At 70.9% G+C, this 14,477-nt stretch carries 10 protein-coding genes; 2 read left to right on the top strand and 8 right to left on the bottom strand.

What is annotated here, in order from left to right:
- Positions 1-60: 60 nt before the first annotated feature.
- Genes AB5G72_RS17345 through AB5G72_RS17355 form a run of 3 tightly spaced genes read right to left on the bottom strand, consistent with a single transcriptional unit; the run spans position 61 to position 3,005 of the window.
- Complete coding sequence (locus AB5G72_RS17345; RefSeq protein WP_440221524.1) at positions 61-1,050, bottom strand: phosphotransferase family protein; 990 nt, start codon at positions 1,048-1,050, stop codon at positions 61-63.
- 23 nt (positions 1,051-1,073) lie between these two features.
- Positions 1,074-2,297, bottom strand: a complete 1,224-nt coding sequence (locus tag AB5G72_RS17350) for an acyl-CoA dehydrogenase family protein (RefSeq protein WP_440220545.1) — start codon at positions 2,295-2,297, stop codon at positions 1,074-1,076.
- 30 nt (positions 2,298-2,327) lie between these two features.
- Entirely contained in the window at positions 2,328-3,005 is a 678-nt protein-coding gene (locus AB5G72_RS17355) for an HAD-IA family hydrolase (RefSeq protein ID WP_120285568.1), read from the bottom strand.
- A 55-nt stretch (positions 3,006-3,060) separates the two neighbouring features.
- On the opposite strand from AB5G72_RS17355, the gene AB5G72_RS17360 reads away from it, so the two are divergent.
- Positions 3,061-4,452, top strand: coding sequence for an MFS transporter (locus AB5G72_RS17360; protein ID WP_440220546.1), 1,392 nt, complete (start codon positions 3,061-3,063; stop codon positions 4,450-4,452).
- Complete coding sequence (locus AB5G72_RS17365) at positions 4,449-5,258, top strand: enoyl-CoA hydratase-related protein (RefSeq protein WP_120285570.1); 810 nt, start codon at positions 4,449-4,451, stop codon at positions 5,256-5,258. Before AB5G72_RS17360 ends, AB5G72_RS17365 begins: the two co-directional genes overlap by 4 nt.
- A gap of 46 nt (positions 5,259-5,304) precedes the next feature.
- On the opposite strand, the gene AB5G72_RS17370 is transcribed toward AB5G72_RS17365, so the two are convergent.
- From AB5G72_RS17370 to AB5G72_RS17390, 5 genes are all read right to left on the bottom strand, one after another.
- Entirely contained in the window at positions 5,305-6,267 is a 963-nt protein-coding gene (locus AB5G72_RS17370) for a phosphotriesterase family protein (protein WP_154830038.1), read from the bottom strand.
- A gap of 175 nt (positions 6,268-6,442) precedes the next feature.
- Positions 6,443-7,789, bottom strand: a complete 1,347-nt coding sequence (locus AB5G72_RS17375) for an MFS transporter (RefSeq protein ID WP_440220547.1) — start codon at positions 7,787-7,789, stop codon at positions 6,443-6,445.
- A 556-nt stretch (positions 7,790-8,345) separates the two neighbouring features.
- Positions 8,346-10,022 (bottom strand): AMP-binding protein, encoded by a 1,677-nt coding sequence (locus tag AB5G72_RS17380; RefSeq protein WP_413957932.1) that lies wholly within the window; start codon positions 10,020-10,022, stop codon positions 8,346-8,348.
- 17 nt (positions 10,023-10,039) lie between these two features.
- Positions 10,040-13,231: a carboxyl transferase domain-containing protein gene (locus tag AB5G72_RS17385; RefSeq protein WP_440220548.1), complete on the bottom strand. Its 3,192-nt coding sequence runs from the start codon at positions 13,229-13,231 to the stop codon at positions 10,040-10,042.
- Positions 13,232-13,256: 25 nt separating this feature from the next.
- Positions 13,257-14,453 carry an acetyl-CoA C-acyltransferase gene (locus tag AB5G72_RS17390; RefSeq protein WP_154830035.1) on the bottom strand — a complete coding sequence of 399 codons (1,197 nt, stop codon included), beginning with the start codon at positions 14,451-14,453 and terminating at the stop codon, positions 13,257-13,259.
- Positions 14,454-14,477 lie beyond the last annotated feature (24 nt).

The raw sequence follows: 14,477 nt of genomic DNA on the forward strand, positions 1-14,477 counted from the left end.
CGGGCAGAGTCACGAGGTCAGCCCTGAAGGGGCAGCCACTCCTCCCTGCCCGCCGTCAATCTAGTCCGCTTCGTCGAGCACCGTGTGCGCGCAGGTCACGAGCTCGTCAACCGCTCCCGCCGGTATCTGCCCCATCGCCGTGAGGTTTCGTGAGTCGTCGAGCTGGCGCCGGCGGACCCCCTCGAGGATGATCGCAAGCTTCCACAGGCCGAGACCATGCCAGAAGGGCACATCCGAGACATCGCGCCCCGACACCTCGGCATAGTGCTCGACGAGCTCGGTCCGAGTCGCGAAGCCAGGCACGGTCGAGGCATCGAATCGCATCGTGGGCGGGTCCCCCGCCTGGGGCCAGTAGGCGAGCAGGGTCCCGAGGTCTGCAAGCGGGTCGCCGAGCGTGGCCAGCTCCCAGTCGAGGATCGCCCGCACCTGCGCGTCGTCCGGGTCGACGATGACGTTGCGTAGATGGCTGTCGCCATGCACGAGGGTGATCTCACCGGGCGCCGGCTCGCGCTCACGCAGCCGGGCCGTCAGCCGGTCGAGATCGGCGAGATCGCGGGTGCGGGAGAGCTCCCACTGCCCGCTCCACCGGCGCAGCTGGCGCGCGGCGTACGGCTTGCGGCTCGCGAGGTCGGCCAGGCCGACCTCCTCCAGGTCGACGGCGTGGATGCGTGCCAGGGTTTCCGCCAGAGACAGCCCCACAGCGTGCCGAGCAGCCGCGGAGAGCCGCTCCGCATCCGCTCGATCATCGAGCACCAGCCCGTCGACGAAGGACACTACGAGTACCGGACGGTCGGCGACCGCCGGGGCCTCGCACAATCCGTGGACGACAGGCAAGGGCACCCGCGTGTCCTGGAGAGCCGAGAGAATCCGGTGCTCCCGCGCGACATCATGCGCGGAGGCGAGGATCTCGCCCATCGGTGGACGGCGTAACACCAACCGGCGACCCCTGACGTCTGTCGCCAGGTAGGTCAGGTTGGACTGACCCAAACCCACACGTTCGTAGGTCAACGGCTGCTCGACCTCCACTCGCTCGGCGAGCCACTCCGTCATCGCCTCCGTGTCGATGCCCTCGATCACTTCTTCCGCCCCCACTCGGGATCGCGCCGACGGTACTCGCGACGCGCGATGGTCATCTTGTGCACCTCGTCCGGACCATCGGCGAGACGCAGGGTGCGCATATGGGCGTACCAGAGCGCGAGAGGGAAGTCGTCGCTCACGCCGCCGCCGCCATGCACCTGGATGGCGCGGTCGATGACCTTCAACGCGACAGCTGGGGCCGCGACCTTGATCGCGGCGATCTCCGTGCGCGCCACCTTGTTGCCGACGGTGTCCATCATGTGTGCCGCCTTCAGGGTGAGCAGGCGGGCCATTTCGATCTCGATGCGCGATTCGGCGACCCAATCCATGATGTTGGCCCGGTTCGCCACCGGCTCGCCGAACGTCACCCGCGACTGTGCTCGGTCGATCATCAGGTCGAGAGCACGCTCGGCCACACCGATCGCTCGCATGCAGTGATGGATACGACCCGGGCCGAGTCGTGCCTGGGAGATCATGAAGCCATCCCCCTCTCCGGCGAGAAGAGCGGAGCGGGGCACGCGCACATCGGTGAAGGTCACCTCGGCGTGGCCCTCGCGGTCCATGTAACCGAAAACGGGCAGGCCGCGCTCGATCGTCACTCCCGGGGTGTCGACCGGGACGACCATCATCGACTGCTGGCGGTGGGGTGGGGCGTCTGGATCGGTTTTGCCCATGACGATCATGACCTTGCAGTTCTTGTGCAAGGCGTTCGACGTCCACCACTTGCGCCCGTTGATGACGTACTCGTCACCGTCGCGCTCCATGCGGGTCTCGACGTTGGTCGCGTCGGAGCTCGCGACGGCCGGCTCGGTCATGGCGAACGCGGAGGCCATCTCGCCCGCGAGAAGCGGCCCCAGGTACTTTTCTTTGTGCTCCTCGGTGCCGAAGAGGGTGAGCACCTCCATGTTGCCGGTGTCCGGGGCGTTGCAGTTGATGGCCTCGGGTGCGATCTCGAGGCTGCGGCCGGTGATCTCGGCGAGGTGCGCGTACTCGAGGTTGGTCAGGCCCGGTCCCCACTCCGGATGCGGGTGGAAGAGGTTCCACAGGCCCTGGCTGCGCGCCTCGGCCTTGAGGTCCTCGAGCACCTGCGGCTGGTGGTTGGCATCACCGGAGGCGCGCATCTGCTCGCGGTAGACGCTCTCCGCGGGGTAGACGTGCTCGTCCATGAAGGTGAGGAGACGGTCGCGGTAGTCCTGTCCGCGTTGGCTGAGCTCGAACATCGTGGTCGTCCTTGTCTGGAGGTGTGCAGGTCAGGTGGTGACACCGGACGGTGCCGGGAGGGAGAGGGCCTCGTGGACCCGGGGGATCGTGTCCTCGGCGGTCCGGTGGTGGATGCCGCGGATGCCGAGGCGGGCGGAGCCGGCGAGGTTGTGCTCGAGGTCGTCGACGAGGACGCACTCGTCCGGGTCGACGCCGAGCCGGTCGCAGGCGATGCGGTAGATCTCGCGAGAGGGCTTGCGCACGCCGACCTGGCCGGAGACCACGCTGACGTCGAAGAGTTCCTCGAGGTCGACCCGGGCGTAGCAGTCCCGCCCGAGGGAGTTGGAGACGAGCGCCACCGGCGTGCCCGCGGCGCGGACCCGGCGCACCAGGTCGATCATCGGCAGGTCGAGTTCGAGGTGGGCGGCCAGACGGGCGAGCAGGCCCCGCGCCTCGACCCGGCCGCCCGCCTCGACGAGCGCCGCGGCGAAGGCATCCTCGAAGCCCTCGTCGTCGAGCCGGCCCACCTCGTGCTCGACGAGTGCGCGGCGGGCCCCCTCGTGGGTGGCGAGCACGCCGAGCGCCCGGTCCGGTTCGAGCCCAACGTCGGCGGCAAGCGCGCGGAAGGCGGTGCTGATCGGGACGGTGAGCACTCCCCCGAAGTCGATGAGCAGTGCCTGGACGGGGCGCGCGTCGGACGGGGTCGACTCCGGTGACGTGGACGTCATGGCGTGGCTCCTTCGGTACTTCGTGGTGACAACAGGTATACTTGAATTCAGATTCATGTTCAAGTCCCGGATCGCCGCTACCCGAGGAGCCACCATCCCCAGCGCCAGCCTGCCGTCGACGCCACACCGCGGGGCGCTCGCCGGCGCCCTCGCCGTGCTCTTCGGCGTGACCGGCCTCGGCAGCGCCGCGGTCGCCGTCGCCCTGCCGGCGATCTCCGCGGACCTCGGCCTGACGACGGGGCGTGCCGCGCTCGTCGTCAGCTGCTACTCGCTCGCTCTCGCCGTCGGCAGCGCGATCTTCGGGCGGCTCGGCGACCTCTTCGGCATCCGGCTGCCCCTCATCATCGGGCTGTCGGTCATGGTGACCGCGGCCTGCGCGGGGTCACTCGTCGACTCCCTTCCCGCCCTCGTCGCCACCCGGACCCTGCAGGGCCTGGGTGCAGCCGCCGTCCCGGCGCTCACCATTGCCGCGATCCAGGCGCTCTTCGCCGGTGACTCGCGAGCCCGGGCCATGGCTACGTACTCGGGAGTCGGCGCGACGATCAACGTCCTCGGACCGGTCGTCGGCGCCCTGCTCGTCGACCCCTTCGGCTGGCGACCTGTCGTCGCCATCCCGCTGCTCACCCTGCTCGTCGTACCGCTCGTGTGGCGCGACCTGCCGACGCAGCGGCAGCAGGGCGCGACCCTCGACCCCGTCGGGGCGGCACTCGTCGGCGGGGCGGCCATCGGCGCCGTGCTGTCCCTGCAGGCAGCGACCCTCGGCCCGGTCGTCGCGGTCGCCGGCGGGGTGCTTCTCCTCGCCTGCGCGCCCACCGCCGTCCTGCGCTCGCGCAGGCGGCCGCACGGCGTCGTCCCCGCCGCCCTGGTCCACAACCGGGCCGCCCGCCGGAGCCTGCTCACCGCGGCGAGCCTTCCGGCGGCGTGGTTCGGCATGCTCGTCACCGTGCCGACGGTGCTCATCGCCCACGGTTGGTCGGGCACTGCGGTGGGGATGCTCCTGCTGCCCTGCGCTGCGCTAGGCCTCATCGCTCCGCGCATCACCGGGCCGGCGCTCATCAGGTTCGGCGCGGCGCGCAGTCAGCTACTCTCCGCGATCGGCACCACCCTGGCCATCGTCCTGGCCGCGTTCGGGGCCGACCGGGTCGACGCCCTCGCCCTCATCGCCGCCACGCTCGTACTCATGCTCGCCTTCGGCCTGGGCCAGCCGGCGATGACCGCGCTCGTGGCCGACTCGGTTTCCGTGCACCACCGCGGTGGGGCGCTCGGCCTGCTCACTCTGATCTTCCTGCTGGGCGGCAGCCTCGGCGCCGCCGCGGTCGGTGGCCTCGGTGAGGCCATCAGCTTTCCCCGCGCCCTGCTCGTCCTGGCCGTCCTCCCGCTGACGGCCGCCCTCGCCTTTGCCCGTCCACTCCCGTCAACCCGACCACGACCCCAGGAGAACCCATGACCACTACCGATCACGTCCTGTACGAGCTGACCGACGGCATCGCGACGATCACACTCAACCGGCCCGACCGGCGCAACGCCATGTCCGTGCCGATGATCGAACGGCTCGGCGAGTTGCTCGCCAGGGCCGACGAGGATCCCGCCGTGCGCGTCCTCGTCCTCACCGGCGCGGGGCGCTCCTTCTGCGCTGGCGGCGACGTCCAGCAGTTCGACGAGAACGGCGGAGAAGGGGGCGGCGCGAGCGAGGTCGACCCCACGGCGGTCGCCGCGCAGCTGCACCACCAGGAGCTCACCGTCGGGCGCCTGCACGCCTTCACCAAGCCGACGATCGCAGCCCTGCCCGGCGCGGCCGCCGGGGCCGGCCTCGGCCTGGCACTCGCGACCGATCTGCGCATCGGGACCCCGCGAACCGTCGCCGCGACGGCTTTCGCCGCGGTCGCCCTGTCCGGCGACTTCGGTGTCGCGTGGCTGCTCGACCGGCTCGTCGGTCCTGCGCGCGCGCGTGAGCTGATGCTCCTGAACCCGCGCCTCGACGGGCAGGCCTGTCTCGACATGGGCCTGCTCACGCGGCTCGTCCCCGAGGAGGAGCTCGCACAGGCGACCACCGAGCTCGCGACCCGCCTGGCCCACGGTCCGGCGCTGACCCTGGCGCACATCAAGAGCAACCTGCGCGAGGCCCCGCACCAGACGCTGTCGGAGTCGATGGCCGGCGAGGTCCCGCGGCACAAGGAGTGCGGCCTGACCGACGACCACGTCGAGGCGGCCCGCGCCTTCGTCGAGAAGCGCCCCCCGGTCTTCGTGCACTGACGGCTCGACCGGAGGCGGCCACAGCGAGACGCGGCCGTCGGGTGAGCTACCCCTCGAAGTAGGCGCGCGGGTTCTTCACCAGCATCGTGTCGATGTCGTCCTGCGACGCGCCGCCCTCGAGCAGCGCCGGGATGACGTCCTCGCTGATGTGCCGGTAGTTCCAGCGCGGGACCACCTGGCGCTTGGCCTCGGGGTCGAACCAGTCGATGAAGCACGCCGCGTCATGTGCGAGCACCATCCGCTCGGCGTAGCCGCGGCGCAGCAGCTCCAGCACCGTCGCCACGCGGTCCTCGAACGGCAGGAGAACGTCGAGGCCGAAGCGGTCCATGCCCAGGTAAGAGCCTGCGTCGGCGACCTTGCAGAGGTAGTCGAGGTCGGTCGTGTCGCCACTGTGGCCGATGACGATCTTCGCCAGGTCGGCACCCTCCTCGGCGAGGACGCGCTGCGCGACGAGTCCGGACCCGGTGTGCGGGTTGGTGTGCACGGTGATCGGAGCCCCGCTCTCGGCGCTCGCCGCACCGACCGCCCGCATGGCCCGCTCGACGCCCGGGGTGAGCCCCTGCTCCTCGATCGCGCACTTGAGGAATCCGGCGCGCACGCCCGTGTCGGCGATGCCCTCGCGCAGGTCCTTGAGGAAGAGCTGCGTGAGCGGCTCGGGCACGTCGAAGAGCAGGCCGGGGCCGGTGTAGTGGAACTGGAAGGGGATCTCGTTGTACGTGTACAGACCGGTGGCGACGACGATGTTGACGTCGACCTGCTCGGCGACGCGCTGCACGCGCGGGAGGTAGCGCCCCAGCCCGAGGACGGTCGGGTCGAGGATCGTGTCGATGCCGAGGGCCGGCAGCTGCCCGAGCTCGACGACGGCCTCGGCCACCTTGACGTCTTCGTCCCAGTCGCCCTGGTAGTTCTCCCGGTACTCCTCCCCCAGCACGAAGATGTGTTCGTGGGCCAGCACGCGGCCCAGGTCGGCGGAGTCGATGCTCCCTGTCACGGTCGGTACGGCCACCATGGCGCTCTCCTTCGGGTCGGTCCTCGGAGCATAGGTCCACTTGAACTTGAATTCAAGTACTAATCGAGGCCCGGTTAGTGTGGCGATCGTCGGCGAGCGACGCGCCGGCGGCACGAGAGAGCCGGCCGCACCGACCAGCGGGTCGGTACGGCCGGCTCCCTCGTTCAGGGCCGGGTCAGATCGCCTGGGCGGGGACGACCTCCGGCTGCGCCACCGGGTGGTCGCGGTCGTGGCGGGCGAGCTTGCCCTTCAGGAGCGGAAGGAGGAGCAGACCGAAGATGGTCGCACCCACGAGCACCCACAACCCGGAGGACGGCGAGCCGGTCGCCTTCTCCGTGAGGCCGAACGCGTACGGTCCGACAAAGGCACCGGTGAGCCCGATCGTGTTGACGAAGGCGAGGCCCGCGGCGGCGGCCACTCCCCCGAGGCGGGCCATGAGGACTGACCAGTAGAGGGGCTGGACGCCGACGATGAAGACCATCGTCGCGCTGAGCAGGAGCATCTTGGCCACCGGGTTCTCCGTGGAGACGAAGGCGAGAGCCATGACGATCGCGGCGGCGGTCGTGATGCCGATGAGCCGCACCTCGGTGCCGGGGTTGCGCTTGAGCAACCGTGGCACCACAAGGACGCCGATGACGGCACCGACACCCACGACGCCCGAGATGAGCCCGATCATGAAGCTGTCGGTGACCTCCATCGCCTCGACGATGGAGGGGACGAAGAAGACGACGCCGTAGGTCGCGATCTGGTTCATGAAGTAGATCGCCGCGATGGTCAACAGAAAGGGCTTGGACATCGCGGTGCGGACGATCGCGCCGGGGCGCGACTCCTCGGGCTGCTCGCCGACGGCCCGGCGGGTCAGCTCGCGCGCCTCCTCCGGCTCGAGCCACGGCGCCGTCTCCGGCGAGTTGGGCAGGGCGAAGAATATGAAGATGCCGAGGAGGACGGTGGGGATGCCCTCGAGGACGAAGAGCCACTGCCAGCCGTGCAGGCCGGCGATGCCGTCCATCTTCATGAGCGCACCGCCGATGGGGTTGGCGACGATGAAGGCGACGGACGAGGCGGTGAGGATGAGGCCGACCGCGGTGGCGCGATCCTTTTGCGCGAACCAGGTCGTGATCAAGTACATGATTCCCGGGTAGAGGCCGGCCTCGGCCGCACCGAGCAGCAGCCGCAGGATGTAGAAGACCATCGGGCTGGAGATGAACATCATCGCCATGGTGATCAGGCCCCACGTGACCGCGATGCGGCTGATCCAGACCTTGGCTCCGATCCGGTGGAGGATGAGGTTGCTCGGCACCTCGAGGGCCGCGTAGGTGATGAAGAACAGGCCCGCCCCGAGCCCGTAGGCCGCGGCGTCGATCCCCGCGTCGATCTCGAGCGAGGTCTTGGCGAGGCCGACGTTGGTCCGGTCGACGAAGGCCATGAAGTAGGCCGCCATCAACAGGGGCATCAGGCGCACGAAGGCTTTCCTGGTCGCCCTGGCGTGCACGAGGTCCGACGGGGTTGTCGGTGCAGTCATGTGAACTCCTGGATCTGAATGATGATTCAGGTTCATATTGAACCCGGATTCAGATTGTGTCAAGGGTCACAACACTTGAGCCCCTCGGCACGTCGAGACGACCGGCACGGTGCCGTGTTCGTCGACCAAGATGGCGGCGTGGGGATCAGGGACGAGGTGGTACTTGTGCGGCGGTTCCCCGGCGTTCACGAACACCACGTACTCGTGTCCGGCCCGCCAGTCGACGCCTCGGGCACGGTCGTTCTCGAACTCGACGTCGGGTACACCGGCCCCGTTGTGCTGGGCTCACTGGGCCTGTCGCAGCGAGCACGAACGCGATGCCGGCCGCCACGGAGAGGGCTACGAGGATCGCCGTGACAGGGATATGGCTACGGGCAGGCCGCGGGTGGGGCTCCCCGTCGCACAGGTCCTTCCTGCAGCGGCACACCCAGCAGTGCGGCAACCAGGATCCGGCGCCCGCTCACCCCCCACACCCGGCGAGGCGCGGCCACTGGAAGGTATCGAGAGACGACTGTAGTGGCGTTGACCGCTGACCGCCGCGCACCCCTCATCACTGTCAGTCCCGGGTGTCGGCGAGCTCCTGCGCGCGGGCGAGCAGCTGGGGCTTGCGTATCTTGCCCGTGTCGGTGAGCGGGAATGCCTCGACGACCTCGACGAGGGGCACCTTGTAGCCCGCCATCCGGCCGCGCGCCCACTCCTCCACGGTGTCGGCGCTCAGTGACCCCCCGGCCCGCGCGCTGACAAAGGCGACCGGCCGCTGACCGCTGGTCGCGTCCTCGGCGGGCACGACGGCGACCGAGCCGATCTCGGGGTGGTCGGCGAGCATCATCTCCACCTCGGCGGGGAAGACGCTCATTCCCTTGACCTTGATCATGTCTTTACTGCGCGCCAGGTAGTGCAGGCACCCGTCGTCGTCGAGGTACCCGGTGTCGCCCGTGTGCAGCCAACCGTCGCGGAGTTGCTCGGCGCTCGCGGCCGGGTTGCCCCAATAACCGGTCATGATGGAGGGGCTGCGAAGGAGGATCTCCCCCGCCTCGCCGAAGGGAATCGGCGCGGCGGTCACCGGGTCCACGACGATCACGTCGGTGCCGGGCACGGGCAGCCCGCAGAAGACCGGTTCCGTCAGCAGGTCGTGGTCGTCCTCGTGGAAACCGTGGGGCACGACGTCGACGGTGTGGCTCTCGGTCATGCCGTAGGACCCCTCCCGCAGGATCGACCCCGCGCCGACGACCTGCGACCAGCGACGCCGGATCTCGGGGGTCAGCTTGCGGATGAAGGACATCGCCATGGGGGCGGTGAAGGAGGTCAGGTCGCGCTGCTCCACCCCCGGCACCTGAAGGATGTCGAGGTAGCTCTCGACGGTCGCCGCGGTCATCGTCACCCGGTGACGCTCGATCAGGTCGACCACCGTCGCTGCGTCCCAGCGTTCGAGGAGGACCGTCGTGCCACCCATGACGAGTGGGATGAGGATGCCCAGGTCCTCCCCCGCGATCCAGAAGACCGGGATGAAGCACAGCGACACGATGTCGCGGCCGGCGAGCCCGTTGGCCCCTGTCGCGCTCACCGCGGTGTAGACCATGTGTCGCTGAGCGTGCTCGCAGCCCTTGGGCAGGCCAGTCGTGCCCCCGGTGTAGTTGAGCGCGGCGAGGGCGTCGAGGTCCCCGGCCGGCTCGAGCAGCGGTTCCGCGCCGACTGTCTCGGACCAGCGCACGACCTCGACACCGTCGGCGGAGGGCAGGGGCTCCCCCTCTCCCCCGACGACGACGATGGTGCGCACCTCGGTCTCGACGGCCGCGCCGCAGAGCCGCTCGGCAAGCGCAGCGCTCGTCACGACGACCCGGGCGCCGGAGTCGCCGAGCTCGTGGACGAGCTCGGCGTGCTGGAACATCGGGTTGACCGGGACGTGCACGCAGCCCGCCCGCAGGGTCCCGAGGAAGGCCACGACGAACTCCGGAACGTTGCCCAGGTGGACGCCGACGCGGTCCCCGGGAGCCACCCCCTTCGCCCGCAGCCAGCCGGCCCACCGTGCGTGCCGGTCGGCGAGCGCGCGGTAGTCGATGACGACGTCGTCGTGGACCACGGCGGCCCGGTCGGGGCGCTGCCGGGCCCAGGCGTCGATGTACTCGGGCACCGTGAGGTCGCCCAGGGGGTGGACGACGTCACGCGGCGTGTCCGCAGGACGGACCCGCTCCTGCCGGCGTCGGACGTCCTCGAGGTGCTGGGTGTATTCCATTCCTGCGCTCCTTCGCGTCACCAGGTGTCGATGTAGCGGGTCGGTCCGTCGACCGGGGTCGCGGTCGCCATCGCGGTGAGGATCCACCGTCGGGTGTCGGCCGGGTCGATGACGTCGTCGAGCTCGACGACGGCGGCCGCGTTGACGGCCCGTCCGCGTTCGTACAGGTCGGCGAGGAGTCGGTCCTCGAGCTCACGCCGCTCGGTCGGGTCGGCAACGGCCTCGAGCTCGCGACGGAAGCCGAGCCGCACGGCCCCCTCGAGCCCCATCCCCCCGACTTCGCCGGTGGGCCAGGCGAGCGTCGCGGCCGGTCGGTGGAAGCTGCCGGCGGCCATCGCCTGCGCTCCCAGTCCGTAGGCCTTGCGCAGGACGACGGTGACGATCGGCACCCGAAGGTGGGCTCCGATGACGAAGAGCCGGGCGAAGTGCCGCACGGTCGCAGTGCGCTCGTGATCGGGGCCGACCATGAAGCCGGGGGTGTCGCACAGGGAGACGACGGGCAGCCCGTGAGCGTCGCAGAGCTGCAGGAAGCGCGCGAGCTTGTCGGCGGCCGGCGTGTCGATCGCCCCGCCGAGGTGCCGCGGGTTGTTGGCGACCAGACCCATCGGCCTCCCCTCGATGCGCACCAGGGCAGTGACGACACCGGGGGCGAAGCCCGCCCTCAGCTCGAGCACCGACCCCTCGTCGGCCAGGGCGTCGATCGCGGCGTGGATGTCGTAGGCGCGCACCCTGTTCTCGGGGACGACGTGGCGCAGCGTGCGCTGGTCGGCCGCGGTCCACTCCTCGTGCACACCCTGAAAGTAACCGAGGTAGCGCCGCGCCACCGTGACGGCCTCCGCCTCGTCCTCGACGACGACGTCGACGACCCCGTTGCTGCTCTGGACGTCGATCGGGCCGACCTGCTCCGGGGAGAATGCCCCGAGGCCACCGCCCTCGATCATCGCCGGGCCGCCCATGCCGATCGTCGAGTCGCGGGTGGCGACGACGACGTCGCAGCACCCGAGGAGAGCGGCGTTGCCGGCGAAGCAGCGTCCGGCGGCGATGCCGACCGTCGGCACCTGCCCGCTGAGCCGTCCCATCGTCGCGAAGGTCGGCACGTCGAGGCCGCTGGCCACGGTCGTGTCGGTGTCGCCGGGGCGGCCGCCGCCCCCTTCGGCGAAGAGGACGACCGGCAGCCGCTGCCGCTCGGCGATCTCGAGTATGCGGTCGGTCTTCTTGTGGTTTAGGTAGCCCTGGGTGCCGGCGAGAACCGTGTAGTCGTAGGCGAGGACGGCGCAGCGGGTGTCCTCGGCGGGTGCCGACGTGATCCGCCCGATCCCGGTGACGATGCCGTCGGCCGGGGTGTTCGCGATGAGGTCCTCCTCGCTGCGTCGGGCCCGCTGGGCCGCCACCGCGAGACCGCCGTACTCGACGAAGCTCCCCTCGTCGACGAGGTCGGCGATGTTCTCCCGCGCGGTCCGCTGACCGCGGGCGTGGCGCCTGGCGACGGCCTCGGGGCGCGCGTCGTCCATGCGCCGGTCGCGGCGCTCGAGCACACGCGTGAGGTCGGGTCGCTCGGCGTCGAGGTCGGGGCGGTCGTCGACGGCACCGGCCGCGGACTGGTCTACCGACGGGAGGAGCCGCACGAGCAGGTCGCCGGCGGCGACGGTCGCGCCGGCGGCCGCCCGGACCGCCGTCACCTCCCCCGAGACCGGCGCGGGTACGAGGTGCTCCATCTTCATCGCCTCGACGACGACGAGCGGCATCCCCGCGGCGACGTCCTGCCCCTCCTCGACGAGGACCGCGACGACGGTCCCGCCCATCTCGGCGAGGACCTCGCCGTCGACGCCGTCGGAGGGTCCCGCGGCGCGTGACAGGCCGGCGGAGGCGAACCACTGGGTCGTCACCGCCCATGTTGCTACGTCGTCGTGCCCGAGCAGCTCGCGCAGCACGGGCAGGGTGGTCTCCACGCCCCCGACCGCGCACTCGTCCACCGCCTGGCGCGCCTTGGCGAGCGCCCCGGCGTGCCCACCGTGGCTGTGGGTGACGATCTTGGCGACGAGGGAGTCGAAGGAGCCGTCCACCCGGGTGCCCTCGACGAGGTGGGTGTCGACGCGCACCCCCGGGCCGGCCGGGAGCGCGAGGCCGGAGACGACGCCCTGCGCGGGGAGGGTCTCGCCGCTGCTGCCGGTGCGCTCGGCCGCGACCCGCACCTCCACCGCCGCGCCGGTGACGCGGGGAGGGGATGACAGACCGAGGTCGGCGAGCGTCTCACCCGAGGCGAGGCGCAGCTGGGCGAGCACGAGGTCGACGCCGGTGACGAGTTCGGTCACCGGGTGCTCGACCTGCAGGCGGGGGTTGACCTCGATGAACCACCACCGGGTCGGGTCGTCGGCGTCGACGAGGAACTCGACCGTCGCCAGCCCGCGGTAGCCGCGGCCGGCCAGGATCCGCAGCGCTGCCGCGTGGAGATCGGCGCGCACCTCCTCGGGCAGGTGGGGCGCGGGGGCGACCTCGACGACCTTCTGGAAGCGCCGCTGCAGGGTACAGTCACGCTCGCCGAGGTGGCTGACGCCCCCGTCGCCGTCGGCGACCACCTGGACCTCGAGATGACGGGCCCTCTCGACGTAGAGCTCGGCGAAGAGGGCGCCGTAGCCGACGCTGCGCTCGGCCTCCGAGCGAGCCCGCTCCCACGCGTCGGCGAGCGGCTCACCGGCGGGGACGGCCCGCATGCCGCGGCCCCCGCCTCCGGCCGCCGCCTTGACCATGACACCGGCGGGCTCGTGCTCCCGGGCGAAGGCCTCCGCCTGCTCCCGGGTGACCCCGACGTCGGTGGCGGGCAGGACCGGCACACCGGCCTCGTGCGCCGCCGCCCGGGCGCTGCCCTTGTCGCCGAAGAGCTCGAGAAGCGACGCGTCCGGGCCGACGAAGGTCACGCCCGCGGCGGCGCAGGCCCGGGCGAGCACCGGGCTCTCGCTGAGGAACCCGTAGCCGGGGTGGAGTAGGGTGCACCCGTGCTCCGCCGCCCCGGCGACGAGGGACTCGGCGTCGAGATAGGCGCCCGCCCCCTCGCCGGGGAGTATGTGGACCCCCGTGGCGACCCGAGCGGCGAGCGAGTCGACCTCCGCCCGGGTCACGGCCACGACGACGTCGAGACCGATCTCCCTGGCGGCACGGACGATGCGGAGGGCGATCTCTCCACGGTTGGCGACGAAGACGGACTCAGGCACGCGGGCTCCTCAGCGAGACAGGGGGTCAGAAGATCTCGAACAGGCCGGCGGCGCCCATGCCGCCTCCGACGCACATCGTCACGATGCCGTACCCGGCGCCCCGGCGGCGGCCCTCGATGAGGAGGTGGCCGGCCATGCGGGCGCCGCTCATGCCGTACGGGTGGCCGACGGAGATGGCCCCGCCGTTGACGTTGTACTTCTCCGGGTCAATGCCGAGCGTGTCGCGGCAGTAGAGGGCCTGGACGGCGAAGGCCTCGTTGAGCTCCCACAGGTCGATGTCGTCGACGGTCAGGCCGTGCTGTGCGAGCAGCTTCGGCACTGCGACAACCGGCCCGATTCCCATCTCATCGGGCTCGCACCCCGCGACGGCCATCCCGCGGAAGGCGCCGAGCGGGGTCAGTCCCCGGCGCGAGGCCTCCCCGGCCTCCATGACGACCGCGGCGGAGGCACCGTCGGACAGCTGGGAGGCGTTGCCCGCGGTGATCGAGAAGCCCTCGGTGCCGTCCTTGGCGAGCACCGGTCCGAGCGTAGCCAGATCATCGATCGTCGTGGTCGGCCGATTGCCCTCGTCCCGGGTGAGCGTGACCTGCTGCGAGCCGACCTCGCCGGTGGCCCGGTCCCTGGTGAGCATCGTCGACTCCAGCGGGACGATCTCGTCGTCGAAGGCCCCGGCCGCCTGGGCGGCGGCGGTGCGCAGCTGCGACTGCAGGGCGTACTCGTCCTGCGCGTCGCGGCTAATGCCGTAGCGCTTGGCCACGACCTCTGCGGTCTCGAGCATCGACATGTACGTCGCGGGCACGTGCTCGACGAGCCACGGGTCCTGCGCGCGGTAGGTGTTGAGGTGCTCGTTCTGCACGAGCGAGATCGAGTCGACGCCACCGCCGACGGCGACGTCCATGCCGTCGAGGACGACCTGCTTGGCCGCGGTCGCGATGGCCATGAGGCCACTCGCGCACTGGCGGTCGACGGACATGCCGGCGACGGACACGGGAAGGCCGGCGCGCAGGGCGGCCTGCCGTCCGATGTTCATCGCGGTGGAGCCCTGCTGCAATGCGGCTCCGATGACGACGTCCTCGATGCGGTCGCCCTCGGCGCCGGCGCGCTCGACGGCGTGCCGGACGGCGTGGCCGATGAGCTCCTGGGCCTGGGTGTCGTTGAATGCGCCGCGGTAGGCGCGACCGATCGGGGTTCGGGCGGTAGAGACGATGACTGCGTCGCGCACTGTCACTCCTGTGTTGACTGGGGT

The organism is Dietzia sp. MNB45 (genome assembly GCF_051994785.1).
Taxonomy (GTDB): Bacteria; Actinomycetota; Actinomycetes; order Mycobacteriales; family Mycobacteriaceae; genus Dietzia; species Dietzia kunjamensis.

Excerpts from the sequence above, each read along its gene's own strand:
- AB5G72_RS17345 (WP_440221524.1), bottom strand. The coding sequence starts at position 1,050 with ATGACGGAGTGGCTCGCCGAGCGAGTGGAGGTCGAGCAGCCGTTGACC.
- AB5G72_RS17350 (WP_440220545.1), bottom strand. The coding sequence starts at position 2,297 with ATGTTCGAGCTCAGCCAACGCGGACAGGACTACCGCGACCGTCTCCTC.
- AB5G72_RS17355 (WP_120285568.1), bottom strand. The coding sequence starts at position 3,005 with ATGACGTCCACGTCACCGGAGTCGACCCCGTCCGACGCGCGCCCCGTC.
- AB5G72_RS17360 (WP_440220546.1), top strand. The coding sequence starts at position 3,061 with ATGTTCAAGTCCCGGATCGCCGCTACCCGAGGAGCCACCATCCCCAGC.
- AB5G72_RS17365 (WP_120285570.1), top strand. The coding sequence starts at position 4,449 with ATGACCACTACCGATCACGTCCTGTACGAGCTGACCGACGGCATCGCG.
- AB5G72_RS17370 (WP_154830038.1), bottom strand. The coding sequence starts at position 6,267 with ATGGTGGCCGTACCGACCGTGACAGGGAGCATCGACTCCGCCGACCTG.
- AB5G72_RS17375 (WP_440220547.1), bottom strand. The coding sequence starts at position 7,789 with ATGACTGCACCGACAACCCCGTCGGACCTCGTGCACGCCAGGGCGACC.
- AB5G72_RS17380 (WP_413957932.1), bottom strand. The coding sequence starts at position 10,022 with ATGGAATACACCCAGCACCTCGAGGACGTCCGACGCCGGCAGGAGCGG.